The sequence below is a fragment of the Bacillus glycinifermentans genome (assembly GCF_001042475.2).
Lineage (GTDB): Bacteria > Bacillota > Bacilli > Bacillales > Bacillaceae > Bacillus > Bacillus glycinifermentans.
The window spans coordinates 199,203-217,322 of record NZ_LECW02000004.1 but is presented as its reverse complement, the minus strand read 5'-3'; the positions used below and the strand labels follow the sequence as shown (position 1 = coordinate 217,322).

The window sequence follows — 18,120 nt, the reverse complement described above, 5'->3', positions numbered from 1 at the left end:
TCTCCTTCCATTTTATCCTGCTTTTGATCAGCGGACAAGTTTTACGGGGGAACACCATTTCGTAAACGAAGGAGCTAAAAGATGATGAATATGTTTGATAAAGTCGATGATTTATATAAAAGCCGCCAAATCGCCGCGCTTGGCGGAGGAACGGAAAAGATCGACAAACAAAAACGAAAAGGAAAGCTGACTGCCAGGGAGCGGATCGGGCTTTTGCTTGATCAGGGAAGCTTCGTCGAGCTGAACGCTTTTGTGAGAAGCAGACAGCCTGGAGGTCCCTTAGGCGATGGCGTCGTCACCGGATTTGGAAAAATTCATGGAAGGCCGGTCTATTTATTTTCCCAGGACTTTACCGTCACAGGCGGCGCGCTCGGAGAGATGCACGCGAAAAAAATCGCGGCCGTCATGGATCTTGCCCTGAAAAATAAGACGCCTTTCATAGGTCTTAATGACTCAGGTGGTGCGAGAATTCAAGAGGGTGTGCTATCATTAGATGGGTACGGCCACGTTTTTTATCGAAATGTCCTTTGCTCCGGCATCATTCCGCAAATTTCTGTCATTCTCGGTCCTTGTGCCGGCGGTGCCGTTTATTCGCCGGCTTTGACAGACTTTGTCTTCATGAGCGAAAAAACGGGGCAGATGTTCATCACAGGTCCAAAAGTCATAAAAACTGCAACGGGAGAGAATGTCACCCCCTGCGAACTGGGCGGTGCGTCCATACATAATTCAATCAGCGGCAATGCTCATTTTTCCGGGGATTCGGATGAGGCCGTCCTTCAAGAGGTGCGGAAGCTTTTATCCTATCTCCCCCAGCATCATGAAGAGAAGCCTCCTGCCGGGCCGAAACCTGTGAAAGACGATGATATGAGGCCGCTTCTCTTGACCTTATTGCCCGAAGACGGCCAACGGCCGTATGACGTGAAAAACATCATTCGCGAAATTGCTGACAGCGGTACATTTTTTGAGGTGCAGCAGCATTTTGCGAAAAACGCCGTGATCGGTTTTGCGAGGATTGCAGGAGAGGTGACGGGGATCGTCGCCAACCAGCCGAAGTATTTGGCAGGCAGCTTGACTATTGATGCATCTGATAAAATGTCCCGATTTATCCGTTTTTGTGATTCGTTTCAAATTCCGATTTTGACGCTTGTGGATGTGCCTGGCTTCCTTCCGGGAATACGCGAAGAACACGGCGGAGTGATCAGGCACGGCGCCAAAATCCTTTATGCTTACGCTGAAGCGGCAGTTCCGAAGGTGACGGTTATTTTAAGAAAAGCATACGGCGGTGCATATGTCGCTTTAAACAGCAAGGCGCTCGGAGCTGATGTCGTATTCGCCTGGCCGAACGCTGAAATCGCAGTCATGGGAGCCGAAGAAGCAACCGATATTCTGCTGACAAAGGGTAAAAACACAGAGGAAGCCGACAGAAAGCGGCTTATCGCGGAATGCATGAAAGCCGCAAGTCCCTTTACGGCGGCCCGGCATGGGATGATCGATGATATCATCGATCCGAAAGAGACGCGGAAGAGGCTGATTCAGACATTTGACATGCTGAAGAGCAAACGGGACATCCGGCCGAAAAGAAAACACGGAAACATACCGCTATAAAAATGGAGGGGAACAACCATGAATGAAAAACGCCTGTTGGAAGAGTTTCTGGAACTTGTGCAAATCGACTCTGAAACAAAACACGAAGCAGCCATCTGCAAAGTGCTGAAAGAAAAATTTACCGCTCTCGGACTGGATGTCATTGAGGACGACAGCGCGGAAAGAACCGGGCACGGCGCCGGCAATCTCATATGTACGCTTCACGGAACAAAAGAAGCCGATACCATCTATTTTACGTCACACATGGATACCGTCGTTCCCGGAAACGGTGTAAAGCCCGTCGTTGAAAACGGCTACGTGAAAACAGACGGCACGACGATTCTGGGAGCAGATGATAAAGCTGGGCTTGCGGCTATGCTTGAAGCGGTCAAAGTTCTGAAAGAGAAGAACATTCCGCACGGAACGATCCAATTTATTATTACCGCCGGCGAAGAGTCCGGACTTGTCGGAGCGAAGGCTTTGGACCGTTCGCTCATTACGGCTAAATACGGATATGCCCTTGATTCAGACGGCAAGGTCGGAGACATCGTCGTGGCCGCGCCGACGCAGGCGAAAATAAAAGCGTCGATCTTTGGAAAAACGGCGCACGCAGGGGTAGAACCGGAAAAAGGCGTTTCCGCCATTACGATCGCATCAAAAGCGATTGCCAAAATGCCTCTCGGCCGCATCGACGAGGAGACGACGGCAAATATCGGCCGCTTTGAAGGCGGAACCCAAACAAATATCGTCTGCGACCAGGTTGAAATATTAGCCGAAGCCCGCTCGCTCGTTCCCGAAAAAATGAAACAGCAGACAGAGAAAATGAAAGCGGCTTTTGAAACGGCAGCCGCTGAAATGGGAGGCCGCGCCGAAGTTGAGATTGCAGTCATGTATCCCGGCTTTAAATACAAGGACGGCGACCTCGTGGTGGAAATCGCGAAAAAAGCAGCCGAAAAAATCGGCCGCCCGCATAAACTGCTGACGAGCGGAGGGGGAAGCGATGCCAACGTCATCGCAGGACACGGCATTCCGACAGTCAACCTTGCCGTGGGCTATGAAGAGATCCATACGAAAAACGAAAAAATGCCGGTTGAGGAACTTGTCAAGACTGCAGAAATGGTCATTGCGATTATTGAGGAAGTTGCAAATCCATCATAAAGGCAGGGGTTTTACGTGGAAAATCAACACGCCATTCTTTTTCAAGTGCATCAGGAAGATTATGGGGCAGACATCCGTCACATTCTAGGAATTGAACGGATGGGACATCTGAAAAAGGTCAGCGGGCTGCCGCCGGAAGTCCGCGGGATTACCAAGGTCAGAGAGGAGATGGTCCCGGTCATAGACACGGGCGTCATCCTGCATCATAAGCCGCTTTCGATCGATGACAAAAGTAAGCTGCTGATTTTTTCATCACAAACAGGACCCGCCGGCTTGCTTGTCTCGGATGCAAAAGAGATGATTCCGATCAATGGCGGCGACATCAAGCCATTTCACATGCAGGCCGATTGCTTCACAGGCGTTCTTGAACGGAACGGTGAACTGATCATTCAATTAGATCCCGACGTCATCGTGGAAAAAATCGAAGGCTTTGAGGCGATTTCCGAACGCTTTGAACGCGAGGAAACGGCAGCCGGATCATAAACACAACAAAAAAGGCTGCGCCGCATTTGGCGCAACCTTTTTATTTTGAAGCCGAACCCGCAGGCTCGATTCCTTTATCCTTTTTATACATTTGATGAAAGACGACGTTCTGAACCGTCAGGAACAATCCGCTCGTCATCCAGTAGAGCGGGAGGGCAGCCGGTACGTTGATTGAAAAGATCGTCATCATGACCGGGAAAAAGAAGCCCATGATTTTTGCCGACTGCTGTGCCGCAGGGTTGGACTGCGCCGCGTTTTGGGCGTTTAATTTTTGAGATACATAGAACTGGATAAAATACATAAAGCCGGCGCATAAAGACATGAAAATGTCCGAATGTCCCAGGTTGAACCAAAGGAAAGTATGCGACGCGATTTCAGGCGTCGAACGGATGGCGTAATAAAAACCGATCAAAATCGGGAATTGAATCAGCATCGGCAGACAGCCGATCGCCAGCGGATTGATGTTATGCTTTTGGTAAAGCTGCATCATTTCCTGCTGAATCTCCCTTTGTTTAACGGGGTCTTTCGTCTTTTTCAGTTTGCTTTGAATGGCATCCATTTCAGGCTTGGCCAGCGCCATTTTTTCCTGCATGATCCGCTGCTTTTTATACTGATTGGCAAACAAAGGCATCACGAGAAAGCGGACGATGATCGTTACAACGATAATGGAAAGTCCGTAGCTGCCGTGGAAAAAACCGGCGATTCCTTTAATCAGATTTGAAAAAGGCAGCACGATATAATGTTGGAATATATTTCCGTTGTCTGCCGCAGCCGTTCCGGCGGCAGAAGCGTGCTCTCCTACAAATAAGGTCATCATCAAAAACATTGCAATCGTAACTATTCGCGTTAATTTCTTGTTCAACACATGTTCCTCCTTCTTCATTTGAGGGCTTTTTAGAGCCCTGTCTCCATTTAAATGGCAAGAAGAAGGAAACGATGGTCTTCATCATCATTCGACGAAGCCTTCATGCGAATGACTTTACTAATCCATAAGGTAATGCGATGATATAGGATAACGAGAAAATCGATTCGATAAATGAAATGAATCGTTTTATATTCTTCAATCCGTTTCGTTTTCCAATTTTCCCCCGTGCTGCAATGCTTGAGCAGAAGGGCGATTCCGATCGCCGTCAGCGCGGGCAGAATGATTGTGAAAAACTCAAACAGAAAAAAAGCATCGTTAAAGGATTCGAGAATCATGATTATCACTTCCGTTTCAATAACATCTTACTATATGTACGGTCGTATGTCTAATCAGAGCAAGGGAGGGAGCCGTTTTGAAAAAAGGAAGAGTCATTTTTCACATCGATATGAACAGCTTCTACGCGTCTGTTGAAACGGCGTTCGATCCTGCCTTGAGCGGAAAGCCCCTCGCCATCGCCGGCAATGCAAAAGAACGAAAGGGGATTGTCGTGACTTGCAGCTATGAGGCGAGAGCCCGCGGCGTAAAACCGCCCATGCCGCTCTGGGAGGCGAAGCGCCTCTGTCCGGACCTGATTGTCAAACCGCCGAACTTCGACCGCTACAGAAGCTCCTCGAAAGAAATGTTTGAAGTCTTAAGGGAATACACCGATCTCGTCGAGCCCGTTTCGATTGATGAAGGATACATGGATCTTACCGATACGCCGTATCGGGAAAAAGCGTACGAAACCGCCTTGGAGATTCAAAAACGCCTGCAGGAAGAGCTTCTGCTTCCGTCAAGCATCGGAATTGCGCCGAATAAATTTTTGGCCAAAATGGCATCGGATATGAAAAAACCGCTCGGCATTACCATTTTGCGAAAACGGGAGGTACCTGACGTACTCTGGCCGATGGATATCGGCGAAATGTACGGGATCGGCCAAAAAACCGCTGAAAAGCTAAGAACGCTGAACATCGAAAAGATCGGGGATCTGGCAGCCGCGGATGAAATCGCATTAAAACGGCTTTTAGGCATCAACGGCCCAAGGCTAAAAAGAAGGGCGAACGGAATCGATAACGGCGAGGTCAATCCCGACAGAATATACGAATTTAAAAGCGTCGGCAATTCGTCGACCCTTCCGCACGACAGCACGGATGAAAAGGAGCTGGGCAGGCTGTTTGACAAACTGGCCGGCTCGGTCAGCGACAGGCTGAGGCGAAAGGACGTCATGGCTTCGAAAATCTTTATCATGATCCGCTATGCCGACTGGACGAACATCACGAGGAGCAAGACCCTTCAAAACCCGACAGATCGGGCCGATGAGATTGCCAGCACAGCTAAAGCGCTTTTTCATCAGCATTGGCAGGGGAATGCGGTCAGGCTGCTCGGAGTGACAGGCACAGGCCTCGTGAAACGGGATGAAGCCTTCAAACAGCTCGATTTGTTTTCATTTCAGGAGGATGCCAAAGACGAACCGATTCAAAAGCTGATGAACGAGCTGAACGAAAAGTACGGTACTGACCTCATCAAAAAAGGGATCAGAGTCGTCAAAAAAGAGAGCAATACAAGCGGAACAAGCTTCAATAAAGATTTTTTCCAGGAACGGAGACAGGATCAATAGCTTGAAAATGTGGGTCAAAGTATGGTATTTTCATCTTACAAATACAAAATAAAAATCTATGCAAAGCGCTTTAGAAGGGACGTTAGACATGGCAAAACAGCAAATAGGTGTAGTTGGTTTAGCGGTAATGGGAAAAAACTTGGCTTTAAATATTGAAAGCCGCGGATTTTCGATTTCTGTATACAACAGATCAAGCGCGAAAACGGAAGAGTTTTTGGAAGAAGCCAAAGGCAAAAATGTCGTCGGCACATTCAGCATTGAAGAGTTTGTCGAGTCTCTTGAAAAACCTCGCAAAATCCTTTTGATGGTTAAAGCGGGAACGCCGACGGACGCTACGATCCAGTCGCTCCTTCCTCATCTTGAAAAAGGCGATATCCTGATCGACGGCGGAAATACATACTATAAAGATACGCAAAGACGCAACCAGGAGCTTGCCGAAAGCGGCATTCACTTTATCGGCACCGGCGTTTCCGGCGGTGAAGAAGGCGCGCTGAAAGGCCCGTCTATCATGCCGGGCGGACAAAAAGAAGCGCACGAGCTCGTCAAACCGATTCTTGAAGCGATTTCCGCAAAAGTTGACGGTGAACCTTGCACAACGTATATCGGGCCGGACGGCGCGGGCCACTACGTCAAAATGGTCCACAACGGCATCGAATACGGCGACATGCAGCTGATCTCCGAATCTTACTTCATTCTGAAAAATCTTCTCGGCTTATCATCTGATGAGCTTCACGAAGTGTTCTCTGAGTGGAACAAAGGAGAGCTTGACAGTTATCTGATCGAAATCACCGCCGATATCTTCACGAAAAAAGACGAAGAAACAGGCAAGCCGATGGTTGACGTGATTTTGGACAAAGCAGGCCAAAAAGGCACAGGAAAATGGACAAGCCAAAGCGCGCTTGACCTTGGCGTGCCGCTTCCGATCATTACGGAATCCGTGTTTGCCCGTTTTATCTCGGCGATGAAAGAAGAGCGCGTCAAAGCGAGCAAGCTGCTTACAGGTCCTGAAGCGAAACCGGTAACTGAAAACAAAGAAGAATTAATTGAAGCGGTCAGAAAGGCTCTCTTCATGAGTAAAATCTGTTCTTATGCGCAAGGCTTTGCCCAAATGAAAGCAGCTTCAGAAGAATACGGCTGGGATTTGAAATACGGCGATATCGCGATGATTTTCCGCGGAGGGTGCATCATCCGCGCAGCCTTCCTGCAAAAAATCAAAGATGCGTATGACCGTAATCCGGAGCTTGACAATCTGCTGCTCGACCCTTACTTCAAGGATATTGTGGAAAGCTATCAAGGAGCGCTCCGCAAAACGATTTCCCTTGCGGTTGAACAAGGAATTCCGGTGCCGTGCTTCTCAAGCGCACTCGCTTATTTTGACAGCTACCGCACAGCAACGCTGCCTGCCAACCTGATTCAGGCTCAGCGCGACTACTTCGGTGCCCATACGTATGAGCGCACAGACAAAGAAGGCATCTTCCATACCGAGTGGATGAAATAAACGTATATAAACGAAAACCGCAAGCCTATGGCTTGCGGTTTTTTCATGCATTCTTTCAGCTGTTCTGTGGCAACCTATCAACACACATCGTTTTAAATAAGGAGGAATCAAAAACATGTACCCGAGTCTAAGCGGAAAAACGGTTGTGATCACAGGTGCCGGAACAGGCCTTGGAAAAGCGATGGCGTTGCGGTTCGGTGCGGAAAAGGCAAATGTCGTCATCAATTATTTTAAAGAAGAAGAAAACCCTGAGGAAACGGTAAAAGAAATTGAAAAAAACGGTGCAAAGGCGGTCGCTCTCAGAGGAGACGTCTCAAAAGAAGAAGACGTCAAAGCGCTGATCCAAAAAGCGGTCGATTCGTTCGGCTCTGTCGATGTCATGGTGAATAACGCGGGAGTTGAAAACGAAGTCCCTTCGGAAGATTTGTCGCTTGAAGACTGGAACCGCGTCATTTCAACAAATTTGACGGGAATGTTTTTAGGGTGCCGGGAAGCGCTCAATTATATGCTTGATAACGGAATCAAAGGATCGGTCATCAATATGTCGTCCGTTCACCAGCAGATCCCGTGGCCTCACTTCGTCCATTATGCGGCAAGCAAAGGGGGAGCCAAGCTGCTTACGGAAACGCTCGCTCTCGAATACGCTCCGAAAGGCATCCGGGTTAACGCCATCGGGCCCGGCGCAATCGACACGCCGATCAACGCCGAAAAATTCGCTGATCCGGAATTAAAAAAAGGGGTCATCGAACTGATTCCGATCGGCTATATCGGAAAGCCGGAAGAAGTCGCGGCGTGCGCCGCCTGGCTTGCTTCAGATGAAGCGAGCTATGTTACGGGGCTGACGCTGTATGTTGACGGCGGAATGACGAAATATCCCGGATTTCAGGCTGGAAGAGGGTAAGACAAAAAGAAGGCGGCAAGCCTTCTTTTATCATAACGCAAAAAAATAAACATAAGATTAATAGAAAATATAAAACCTGTTTACAATGGTTTGATAGTGTAAGGTTGTCAGGAAATAATGCAGTAATGGAGGGAGTACATATGGGCTCTTTACGAAACAGGATCACAGGCATCGCATTGGCGGGGGCCGTGGCGTTAGGTTCTGCGGGTACAGGCAGCGCAGCAATGGAAACAGCGAAAAAAAAGGAAGATCGCAAAGTCAAAAACGTCATTATGATGGTGATGGATGGAACGAGCTCTACGGCGACAACCTTGGCCCGCTGGTATAAAGGTGAGCCTCTTGCGCTTGACAAAATCGTCACCGGCGGGGTCAGAACGTATTCAGCAGAATCGGCGATTACGGATTCAGCACCGGCAGGAACGGCGATGGCAACAGGGCACAAATCAAACTCTTCATATGTCGGAGTACTGCCTTCAGTGGTAAATTCGCCGGGAGCAGAACCCATCAGTGAGAAAGATCATTTCCGGCCATTAGCAAACGTATTGGAAGGGGCGAAGCAAACCGGCAGAGCAACCGGAATTATCGCCACATCTGAAATTCAGCACGCTACGCCTGCTTCTTACTCCGCACACCATTTGGACCGCAATAATTTCGAAGTGCTCGGCGAGCAGCAGGTTTACCAAAACATTGACGTCGTGCTCGGGGGAGGAAAGGAATCGCTTCAGCCGGGAACGAAGGAAAAAAGCCGCAAGGACAATGAAGACTTAGTGAACGTAATTAAAGATAAAAAATACGATTTTGTTGAAACGAAGGATGAGCTCGTCCGTTCAAAATCGAAAAAAATCTGGGGCGCTTTCTCCCAGCGCGATCTGGCTTATGACATGGATAGAAACAGGACGCATCCCGAGCAGCCGACGCTTGCCGAGATGACGAAAAAGTCGATTCAGACGTTATCAAAGGATAAAGACGGATTCTTCTTATTTGTTGAAGGAAGCAAGCCGGACTGGGCTGCGCACCAGAATGATCCGATCGGCATCATAAGCGATGTACTCGCATTTGATCATGCTGTCAAAGAGGCGCTGAAATTCGCTGAAAAAGATAAGAATACGATGGTTATCGCCGTTTCCGACCATGGAAACAGCGGGATATCGATCGGCAACAGCAATACGACGAAAGGCTATGATTCAACGCCTGTGTCGGCGTACATCGATCCGTTGAAAAAAGCAAAAATGACGCTTGAGGGTGCGACAGGCAAATTAAAAGACGATTTATCAAACATCGAAGAAGCCGCACAGCTTTACGGCCTCGACAATTTAACGGCATCTGAAAAAGAACAGCTGAAAGGTGCAAAAGACAAAAAAGCGGCTGCCTCGGTTTTTGTTAAGCTGCTGGCAAACCGAGCGAACCTCGGCTTTACGACAGGAGGGCATACGGGGGAAGACGTCTTCCTTTATTCCTACGGACCCCAAAAGCCGCAGGGGCTTCTCGAGAATACCGACATAGCCAAAACGATGGCAAAAGCGATGGGCTTTAATTTGGACAGATTGACAAACGACATCTTCAGCGAAGCACGCCAGGCGTTTAAGAAAGCCGGAGCGCGAGTCACAGTTGATAAAAAAGACCCTGCAAATCCGGTTGTTATCGCAGAACGCAAAAACGTCAAAGCAGAAATGCCGGTCAACAAAAACATCATCAGGATCAAAGGCAAAGAATACGAATTAAACAGCGTGATCGTAGAAAGCGACGGCTCGTTCTATGTGCCGAAAGAGGCGGTCCGCCTCTTTCAAAAAAAAGCACGGTAAATATATGCAAAAGCCCTCATCTGAGAGGGCTTTTTTTAGTCAAAATAAATACAAACATTTATTTTTAAATGTATAGACATTTAAAAATAAAAAGATATAATAATAGATAATGAAAGCGCTTTTAAAAAAGAAAGGGGATCAAACATGAAGAAAATTTTGTTGGCATGCAGTTCAGGAATGTCGACCAGCCTTCTCGTCACCAAAATGGAGGAGTATGCAAGATCAATCGGAGACGAGGCGAAAATTTGGGCGGTCGGACAAGATCAGGCGAAAAAAGAAATGGACCAGGCGCATGTTGTGCTAATCGGGCCGCAGATGAGCTTTTTAAAAAACGAGCTTCAAAAAGAAGCGGACAAATACGGAATTCGGGTCGATGTGATCGATATGGCGGCTTATGGAATGGCAGACGGAAAAAAAGCGTATGAACAGGCCATAAGCCTGATAGGAGATTGAATGTGATGGAAAAGACAACATTCGGCGAATTAACGCATGAGCAAATTTGCTTTCAGCTGATTCTTCACAGCGGAAACGCACGCAGCAAAATCATCCAGTCCTTGAGGGAATATAGAGAAGGAAGCATCGAGAAAGCGGAAGAGCTGCTCGTTCAGGCCGGTGACGATCTGCAGCAGTCCCACGACATCCATTTCCAAATGGTTCAGAAGGAAGCAGGCGGAGAAAAGCAGGATGTCTCCCTGCTTCTCTTGCATGCAGAGGACCATTTCATGTCGACGCTTTCGATGAAGGAGCTCGTTTATGAGCTGCTGGAAATCTTTAAAGATAAAATGACAGAATCAAAAAAATAGAAGGGGAGAGAAGGCCGTGTTTGAAAAACTGAGCAATATTTTGGTTCCGATTGCCGGAAAGCTCAATAACAACAGATATTTAGGCGTGCTTAGGGACGCGTTCATGCTGGCTTTTCCGCTTACGATTTTCGGGTCGATCATCGTCGTATTAACCAATTTGCCGTTCCTCGATAAAATGATGAGCAAATCTGCGCTTGAAGCGTTTCAATCCGCTTTAAGCATCGCGCCGAGTGCGACGATTAACATCATGTCCGTTTTCGTCGTCTTCGGAATCGGTTACTACCTGTCGAAAAGCTATGAGGTCGAGGCCGTGTTCGGGGGAGTCGTCGCATTGGCATCTTTCCTCGTTTTGACGCCGTTTATGTTAAACAGTGAAGGCGGAGAAACGATTGCCAATGTCATCCCGGTCGACAGGCTTGGCGCAAAAGGGATGTTTCTCGGAATGATCACCGCGTTTACATCAGCCGAGATTTTCAGATTTTTTGTCCAAAAAAATTATACGATCAAAATGCCTGCAGGCGTTCCGCCAGCCGTGTCAAAATCCTTTGCGGCGCTCATACCGGCCGTGATGACGCTGTCGGTCTATTTAATTATCAATATCATGATCACTCAGGCGTTCAACACGAATATGCACGATTTGATCTACAATCTCGTTCAGGCTCCGCTTGTCGGTCTGGGAAGCGGCATTATTCCGACTTTGATCGCGATATTTTTCACCCAGCTGCTGTGGTTTTTCGGGCTGCACGGCCAAATCATCATCAACTCTGTCATGGACCCGATTTGGAATACGCTTTCTCTGGAAAATTTGAACAGCTATACGGCCACAGGGGAAGTGCCGCACATTATCAATAAGCAGTTTATGGAAGTATATACCGTCGGAATGGGCGGAACCGGCATGACTTTAGCCGTCATCATCGCGATTTTGCTGTTTATGAGAAGCAAGCAGATGAAGCAGGTGGCAAAGCTTGGAGCAGCTCCTGGGATATTCAACGTCAATGAGCCGATTATTTTCGGGCTGCCGATCGTCATGAATCCGCTGATTATCATTCCGTGGGTCGTATCACCGATGGTCGTCACGCTGATTACGTATTTTGCCATGGCCTCAGGCCTTGTACCTCCGCCTACAGGCGTTACGATTCCTTGGACGGTTCCGATTTTTATCAGCGGCATGATGGCGACCAATTCCCTTGCTGGAGGCATCCTGCAAATCGTCAATTTAGCCGTCGTCTTTGCGATATGGTTTCCGTTCCTCAAATTCATCGACCGCATGAATCTGAAGAAAGAGCAGGAAATCAACGTTCCTGATCAAAACAAGACGATAGGATTGTAAAAGGAGATTGATCACATGTCAAAGACAGAAGCAAAAACAGAGCCGGTCCAATACCGTTTTCCAGAAGGCTTTTGGTGGGGATCGGCAGCCTCCGCCACCCAAATTGAAGGGGCGGCGGATGAAGGAGGAAAAGGGAAGAACATTTGGGATCACTGGTACGAAACAGAGCCGAACCGCTTTTTTGACGGCACGGGTCCTCAGAAGACCTCGCGTTTTTATGAGACGTATAAAGAAGACATCCAGCTGATGAAGGAGCTTGGACACCATTCGTTCCGTTTTTCGATTTCATGGTCGAGGCTTTTTCCCGAGGGAAAAGGCGAATTAAATCAGGAAGGCGCTTCCTTTTATCATAACGTAATCGATGAGCTGACAGCGGCGGGGATCGAGCCTTTCGTCAACCTTTACCATTTCGATATGCCGCTCGCCCTTCAGAACATCGGCGGCTGGGAAAACCGGGAAGTCGTCAGCCATTTCGTCTCCTATGCGGAAACCTGCTTCCTCCTGTACGGAGACCGGGTCAAGACATGGTTTACGCATAATGAGCCGATCGTCCCTGTAGAAGGCGGTTATCTATACGATTTTCATTACCCGAACGAAATCGATTTTCAAAAAGCGGTTCAGGTCGCCTATCATGAGATCTTATCGAATGCCAAAGCGATTGAAGCTTACCGCAGACTCGGCGGAGACGGAAAAATCGGCATCATCCTGAATGTAACGCCGTCTTATCCGCGAAGCCGGCATCCCGAAGATGTGAAAGCATCTGAAATAGCAGACGCCTTCTTTAATCGATCATTTCTCGATCCTGCGGTTAAAGGAGAGTTTCCTTCACTTTTAACCGATATTTTAAAAGAGGAAGGCTTCCTTCCAGACGTGAAGCCCGGCGATTTGGAGCTCATCAAAGCCAATACGGTCGATTTGCTCGGGATCAACTATTATCAGCCGAGACGGGTGAAGGCGAAGGAACATTTGCCAAACCCGAACGCGCCTTTTACGCCTGAGCGCTTTTTTGACCATTATGAAATGCCGGGCAGGAAAATGAACCGCCACCGCGGATGGGAAATCTATGAAAAAGGCATATATGATATTTTGATGAATCTCAAAGACAATTACGGCAATATTGAATGCTTTATTTCGGAGAACGGCATGGGTGTCGAAGGGGAGGAACGCTTCCGCGGCGAAGGCGGGATGATTCATGATGACTACCGGATTGAATTTATAAAAGATCACTTAAAATGGGTTCACAAGGCCATTCAGGAAGGCTCAAATGTAAAGGGATATCATCTGTGGACCTTTATGGACAACTGGTCATGGACGAACGCTTATAAAAACCGCTACGGCTTTGTATCAGTCAACCTTGACAAAGACGGCGAACGGACGGTTAAAAAAAGCGGATACTGGTTCAAACGCATGACAGAGATGGGCGGTTTTTAGCATTCGGCTGCTAAGGGTTTTGGAGGCAAAACGAATATAAAAGAGATGGTCTTTTCGGCCATCTTTTTATTTCCCTGAGGAAATCGATATAATGATAAAGAAGGCGCTTCATATCAAACAGAATCCTTAGTACTGGTGGTTAAAACATGAGAAAATACGAATATATTTCAAATGAAATGAGGAAAAGAATCCGGGAAGGATATTACCCGGACGATCAGCCGATACCTGATGAGCTGTCCCTTGCCAGAGAATTTTCCTGCAGCAGAATGACGATGAAAAGAGCGCTCGATATCCTCGTGTCAGAAGGCATGCTGTACCGCAAACGGGGGCACGGCACCTTCATCATCAAATCGTCCATTCAAGACCTTCCCGTCAGTGTGACAGATCGCGAAAACCTCGGCCTGACAAAACTTCTCGCCAACAAACAAATCGAAAGCACCGTCATTCAATTCGATGTCGAATTTCCGGCAGATGAAGTGGCAAAGCAATTATCAATCGAAAAAAGCGTTCCGGTTTACCATATTATCCGGCTGCGGAAAGTGGAAGGCGAACCGTATGTTATCGAGGAAACGTATATGCCTTCAAACCTGATTTCGGAATTGAATGAAGAGGTGCTGCACGGCTCCGTTTACCGGCATATTACCGAAACGCTGAAACTGACTATCGCCGGCTCCCACCGGAAAATCAGGGCCGATAAATCGAACGGGCTGGACAGAAAGTATTTGGAGTGCGCCAGTGACGACCCGGTGCTTGAAGTCGAACAGGTCGCTTTTTTAAATACCGGGGAGCCGTTCGAATATTCGTTTGCGCGGCACCGCTATGATAAATTTGTGTTTTCCAGCGTCCATATTCGAAAGTAGCGGTATTGTCATCCATTCCGCAAAAAACCAGCCTTCGAAATTGAAGGCTGGTTTTCATGAATATTAGATCGGCCACCAATGAAAACCGTCTTTTGCGAGCAGGTCGTCAGCGGCTTTCGGTCCCATTGAGCCCGCTTCATAGTTCGGTGACAATGTTTTGTTCTCTTCCCAGTATCGCGAAATCTCGTCGACAAAGCTCCAGGAAAGAGCCACTTCATCCCAGTGGGCAAAGTTTGTCGCGTCTCCGTGCAGGCAGTCGAGAATCAGCTTTTCGTAAGCTTCAGGCGTGTTGATGCCGTCGCCGCAGTTGTGGCAATAGTCCAGCTTGATCGGCTGGGCAAATGTGCCGCCGCCGAGTTTTCTCGCGTTTAGGTGAAGGGTGATCCCTTCATCTGGCTGGATGTGAATCACGAGAAGGTTCGGATGCATCGTATTGCCGTTTCCGTAATACAGATTCATCGGAATGTCTTTAAATTGGACGACGATCTGTGTCGATTTTTTCTTCATCCGTTTGCCCGTCCGGATATAAAACGGTACTCCGGCCCAGCGGAAGTTGTCGATTAAAAGTTTACCGGCAACGAATGTTTCCGTGTTCGAATCTTCCGCAACGTTCTGCTCATCGCGATAGGCGGGAACCGGCTGATCATCAATGACGCCGGCGTCATACTGACCGCGGACAAAATATTGGTCGACTTCGTCTTTTTGAATCGGCCGCATCGCTCTGAGCACCTTGACCTTTTCACTGCGGATCTCTTCGGTGTTCAGTTTGATCGGCGGCTCCATCGCAAGCAATGCGACCATTTGCAGAATATGGTTTTGAACCATGTCCCTTAGAGCGCCAGAGGTTTCGTAATACCTCGCACGGTCTTCAACGCCTAATTCCTCGCTTGAGGTGATTTGAATGTTGGAGATGTAGCGGTTTGTCCAAAGCGGTTCAAATATGGCGTTGGCAAACCGGATAACCTCGATATTTTGGACCATCTGCTTTCCTAAATAGTGGTCGATCCGATAGATTTGATCCTCTGAAAAGGCTTCGCGAATCTCCTGGTTGAGCGCTTTTGCACTCGGCAGATCATGGCCGAACGGCTTCTCGATGACAAGCCGCGACCAGCCGTTTGTCGATGTGACACCCTCCGATTTTAAAAACTTGGCAATCGTTCCGAAAAATTCGGGAGCCATCGCCAAATAAAACATCCGGTTATTCGGAATATTATATGTATGCTCGAGCTTTTCGATCAGCTCGTTCAGCTCGCTGTATGAGCCTGGATTTGTGACATCGAACGGATGGTAGTAAAAGTGAGACGTAAATTCCTCGACATCCTTCTCATTTAGCGGAAATTTTGAAATCGATTGCTGGACGGTGCTCCGCAAGTCCTCGTTTGTCCAAGGCCGTCTTCCTACCCCGACGACAGCGAATTCCCGGCCGATTTGGCCGTTTTCGTAAAGCCTGTGAATAGACGGGTAAAGCTTTCGTTTTGCCAAATCCCCTGTTGCGCCAAATATAACGATTACAGCTTTTGGTTCAATGTGTTCTTTTTTCAACTAAACGTACCTCACTTTACTCGAAGCATAAGTTTATTTTCTTCATTTTAAAGCTAATAGTCCCTTAAAGCAAACATTTGAGACCATTTGCTTTCGAAAAGCCGGGAAATTTTCCTTACACCATATCATAAACGCCTCCATTTCTTTTTTTTCAGACTTCCTGTATGCTTGTACATATATCATGTTTGATCAGTTACAGGAGGAACGACATTGGAATTATTATTTTTAGGAACGGGAGCGGGCATTCCGGCGAAAACGCGGAATGTAACGTCCATTGCGCTCAAGCTTTTAGAGGAAAGGCGGTCTGTCTGGCTGTTTGATTGCGGGGAAGCCACACAGCATCAAATTTTACATACATCGATTAAACCTGGAAAAATCGAAAAAATCTTTATCACGCACCTGCACGGAGACCATGTGTACGGCCTTCCGGGGCTCGTCAGCAGCCGCTCTTTTCAAGGCGGGGAAAGCTGTCTCACCGTCTACGGGCCAAAAGGAATCAAAGCATTCCTCGAAACCGCGCTTGAGGCAACAGGAACGCATTTGACGTATCCTTTAGTCATTGAAGAGATCGAAGAGGGGACGGTATTCGAAGATGACCAGTTCATCGTCACGGCTAAACGCGTTGTTCACGGAATTCCGGCTTTCGGCTACAGGGTGGAGGAGAAGGATGTTCAGGGAGCGCTCGATGCAGAGGCTTTAAAAGAGATCGGGATTTCCCCCGGACCGGTTTATCAAAAGCTGAAAAACGGGGAAACGGTGACATTGGAAGACGGCCGTACGGTCAATGGTGCCGACTTTATCGGTCCTCCGAAAAAGGGGCGGATTATTGCCATTTCCGGTGATACGAGGAAATGCGAGAACGTGAAGGTCCTGGCGGAACATGCAGATGTCCTCGTTCATGAAGCGACATTTGCAGGAGGCGACCGGGAGCTTGCCGGCGATTATTACCACAGCACGACTGAACAAGCTGCCGAAACGGCGAGAGAAGCCGGGGCGGAGAAGCTGATTTTAACCCATATCAGCGCACGGTATCAAGGCGAGAGCGTGAATGAACTGATAAACGAAGCGAAGGAAATCTTCCCGAACAGCACGGCTGCCTATGATTTTTACGAATATGAAGTGAAGCGGAGATAACAAAAAGCTTCCCGGTCCAACGAGGCTCGGGAAGCTTTTTGTTGACACGGATGAAAGATGCTGTATAATAAAACGTAATTATTACGATTTAAGAGGAGGATCAACATGAGAGTAAAAATTACGCTCGCTTGCACCGAAACAGGTGACCGAAACTATATCACAACAAAGAACAAACGGACGAATCCGGACCGGCTTGAATTGAAAAAATATTCTCCGCGTCTGAAAAAATACACGATTCACCGTGAAACAAAGTAAACCAGCGGCCTGTTAAAGGCTGCTGGTTTTTCTTTTAGTTGGCGGTTTGATATACATAACTGTGCTGCTTTCGGGCGGCATACCATACATCATATATCGCAAGCTGGACGATATGCGGCTCATCATGGTGGATCAGGTGGGAGCTGTTTTTGGCCTGAATCCAGCCGCTTTGATGCGATAAAGAAAGCAGTCTGCCGTGAAGCTTCAGCCATTCATGATGCGCTTTTTTGAAAGATTCCGAGCATTTTCCGGAAGAGAGCACAAGCAAAGGAACTGCCCCCAAATGTTTTTGCTCCTGTTTCAGCATATTCAGGCTTTGGATAAACTCTCCGTGGGAAGCCTCGAGTAAAAACTGCCTGAAATAATCGTCCTGCGCATCATTTGGCAAAAGCGGGAGCACATATTGCTCCTGGTCCTCACAAGCGGGGTCAAGCAGCACCATGCCGATGATGTCGCCTTTGTACCGGCTGGCAAACAGCCTGGCGATGACGGCGCCGAACGAGTGAGCGACGAAGACGTAAGGAGGTTTTACACCGGCTGCCTGAAGAAGCGCTTTTAATTCCTTCACCATCTGGTCAGCCGTTCTTGTTTCTCCGGCGGGTCCGCTTTTTCCGAGACCGGCGCGGTCGTATACAAAAAGACCCAGCTCTTCGTCTATATCAGGCAAAATCGGCTCCCACGTATCTGAAGAAAAACCGTAGCCGGCTTCAAAAATAATCGTTGCGTCTGTTTTTCCTTGTCTATGTTTCGTATAAAACGTACACCCTTCAACCGTATATGTTTTTTCTGCAATATCTGAACTCATGGAGGTCATCCT

The 18,120-nt window shown here is 48.0% G+C and carries 18 protein-coding genes; 14 read left to right on the top strand and 4 right to left on the bottom strand.

Annotated features, from left to right (window positions below; all coding sequences use genetic code 11):
* Nucleotides 1-84 precede the first annotated feature (84 nt).
* The 3 genes from AB447_RS03895 to AB447_RS03885 are packed head-to-tail and all read left to right on the top strand — an operon-like array spanning nt 85 to nt 3,225.
* Entirely contained in the window at nt 85-1,605 is a 1,521-nt protein-coding gene (locus AB447_RS03895; protein WP_082634627.1) for an acyl-CoA carboxylase subunit beta, read from the top strand.
* 18 nt (nt 1,606-1,623) lie between these two features.
* Nucleotides 1,624-2,742, top strand: coding sequence for a M20/M25/M40 family metallo-hydrolase (locus AB447_RS03890; RefSeq protein WP_048356226.1), 1,119 nt, complete (start codon nt 1,624-1,626; stop codon nt 2,740-2,742).
* A 15-nt stretch (nt 2,743-2,757) separates the two neighbouring features.
* Nucleotides 2,758-3,225, top strand: coding sequence for a chemotaxis protein CheW (locus AB447_RS03885; protein ID WP_048356227.1), 468 nt, complete (start codon nt 2,758-2,760; stop codon nt 3,223-3,225).
* A gap of 40 nt (nt 3,226-3,265) precedes the next feature.
* On the opposite strand, the gene AB447_RS03880 is transcribed toward AB447_RS03885, so the two are convergent.
* Both AB447_RS03880 and AB447_RS03875 read right to left on the bottom strand, forming a co-directional pair.
* Nucleotides 3,266-4,087, bottom strand: coding sequence for a membrane protein insertase YidC (locus tag AB447_RS03880; RefSeq protein ID WP_411801415.1), 822 nt, complete (start codon nt 4,085-4,087; stop codon nt 3,266-3,268).
* A 50-nt stretch (nt 4,088-4,137) separates the two neighbouring features.
* Nucleotides 4,138-4,425, bottom strand: a complete 288-nt coding sequence (locus tag AB447_RS03875) for a hypothetical protein (RefSeq protein ID WP_046131722.1) — start codon at nt 4,423-4,425, stop codon at nt 4,138-4,140.
* Between the two features lie 77 nt (nt 4,426-4,502).
* Between AB447_RS03875 and AB447_RS03870 the strand changes: the two genes are divergently transcribed.
* From AB447_RS03870 to AB447_RS03830, 9 genes are all read left to right on the top strand, one after another.
* Entirely contained in the window at nt 4,503-5,747 is a 1,245-nt protein-coding gene (locus AB447_RS03870; RefSeq protein WP_411801414.1) for a DNA polymerase IV, read from the top strand.
* Between the two features lie 88 nt (nt 5,748-5,835).
* Nucleotides 5,836-7,245: an NADP-dependent phosphogluconate dehydrogenase gene (gndA, locus tag AB447_RS03865; RefSeq protein WP_048352825.1), complete on the top strand. Its 1,410-nt coding sequence runs from the start codon at nt 5,836-5,838 to the stop codon at nt 7,243-7,245.
* A 115-nt stretch (nt 7,246-7,360) separates the two neighbouring features.
* Nucleotides 7,361-8,146: a glucose 1-dehydrogenase gene (locus AB447_RS03860; RefSeq protein ID WP_048352826.1), complete on the top strand. Its 786-nt coding sequence runs from the start codon at nt 7,361-7,363 to the stop codon at nt 8,144-8,146.
* Between the two features lie 140 nt (nt 8,147-8,286).
* The gene (locus tag AB447_RS03855) at nt 8,287-9,948 is read left to right on the top strand and encodes an alkaline phosphatase (RefSeq protein WP_048352827.1); all 1,662 of its coding nucleotides are present in this window, start codon (nt 8,287-8,289) and stop codon (nt 9,946-9,948) included.
* A 144-nt stretch (nt 9,949-10,092) separates the two neighbouring features.
* Complete coding sequence (locus AB447_RS03850; RefSeq protein ID WP_046132371.1) at nt 10,093-10,401, top strand: PTS sugar transporter subunit IIB; 309 nt, start codon at nt 10,093-10,095, stop codon at nt 10,399-10,401.
* Between the two features lie 5 nt (nt 10,402-10,406).
* The gene (locus AB447_RS03845; protein WP_048352828.1) at nt 10,407-10,751 is read left to right on the top strand and encodes a PTS sugar transporter subunit IIA; all 345 of its coding nucleotides are present in this window, start codon (nt 10,407-10,409) and stop codon (nt 10,749-10,751) included.
* Between the two features lie 16 nt (nt 10,752-10,767).
* A complete protein-coding gene (celB, locus tag AB447_RS03840) occupies nt 10,768-12,081 on the top strand; it encodes a PTS cellobiose transporter subunit IIC (protein WP_048352829.1) in 1,314 nt (437 codons plus the stop codon).
* Nucleotides 12,082-12,096: 15 nt separating this feature from the next.
* On the top strand, nt 12,097-13,512 hold the full coding sequence (locus AB447_RS03835) for a glycoside hydrolase family 1 protein (protein ID WP_048352830.1): 1,416 nt from the start codon (nt 12,097-12,099) through the stop codon (nt 13,510-13,512).
* Nucleotides 13,513-13,658: 146 nt separating this feature from the next.
* Complete coding sequence (locus AB447_RS03830; protein WP_048352831.1) at nt 13,659-14,372, top strand: GntR family transcriptional regulator; 714 nt, start codon at nt 13,659-13,661, stop codon at nt 14,370-14,372.
* A 63-nt stretch (nt 14,373-14,435) separates the two neighbouring features.
* On the opposite strand, the gene zwf is transcribed toward AB447_RS03830, so the two are convergent.
* On the bottom strand, nt 14,436-15,914 hold the full coding sequence (zwf, locus tag AB447_RS03825) for a glucose-6-phosphate dehydrogenase (RefSeq protein ID WP_048352832.1): 1,479 nt from the start codon (nt 15,912-15,914) through the stop codon (nt 14,436-14,438).
* A 210-nt stretch (nt 15,915-16,124) separates the two neighbouring features.
* On the opposite strand from zwf, the gene rnz reads away from it, so the two are divergent.
* Together rnz and rpmG are read left to right on the top strand one after the other, a co-directional pair.
* Nucleotides 16,125-17,048, top strand: coding sequence for a ribonuclease Z (gene rnz / locus AB447_RS03820; RefSeq protein WP_048352833.1), 924 nt, complete (start codon nt 16,125-16,127; stop codon nt 17,046-17,048).
* Between the two features lie 105 nt (nt 17,049-17,153).
* Nucleotides 17,154-17,303 carry a 50S ribosomal protein L33 gene (gene rpmG, locus AB447_RS03815; protein ID WP_046132377.1) on the top strand — a complete coding sequence of 50 codons (150 nt, stop codon included), beginning with the start codon at nt 17,154-17,156 and terminating at the stop codon, nt 17,301-17,303.
* A gap of 34 nt (nt 17,304-17,337) precedes the next feature.
* Here rpmG and AB447_RS03810 read toward each other — a convergent pair whose 3' ends face one another.
* Nucleotides 17,338-18,108, bottom strand: coding sequence for an alpha/beta fold hydrolase (locus AB447_RS03810; RefSeq protein ID WP_048352834.1), 771 nt, complete (start codon nt 18,106-18,108; stop codon nt 17,338-17,340).
* Nucleotides 18,109-18,120 lie beyond the last annotated feature (12 nt).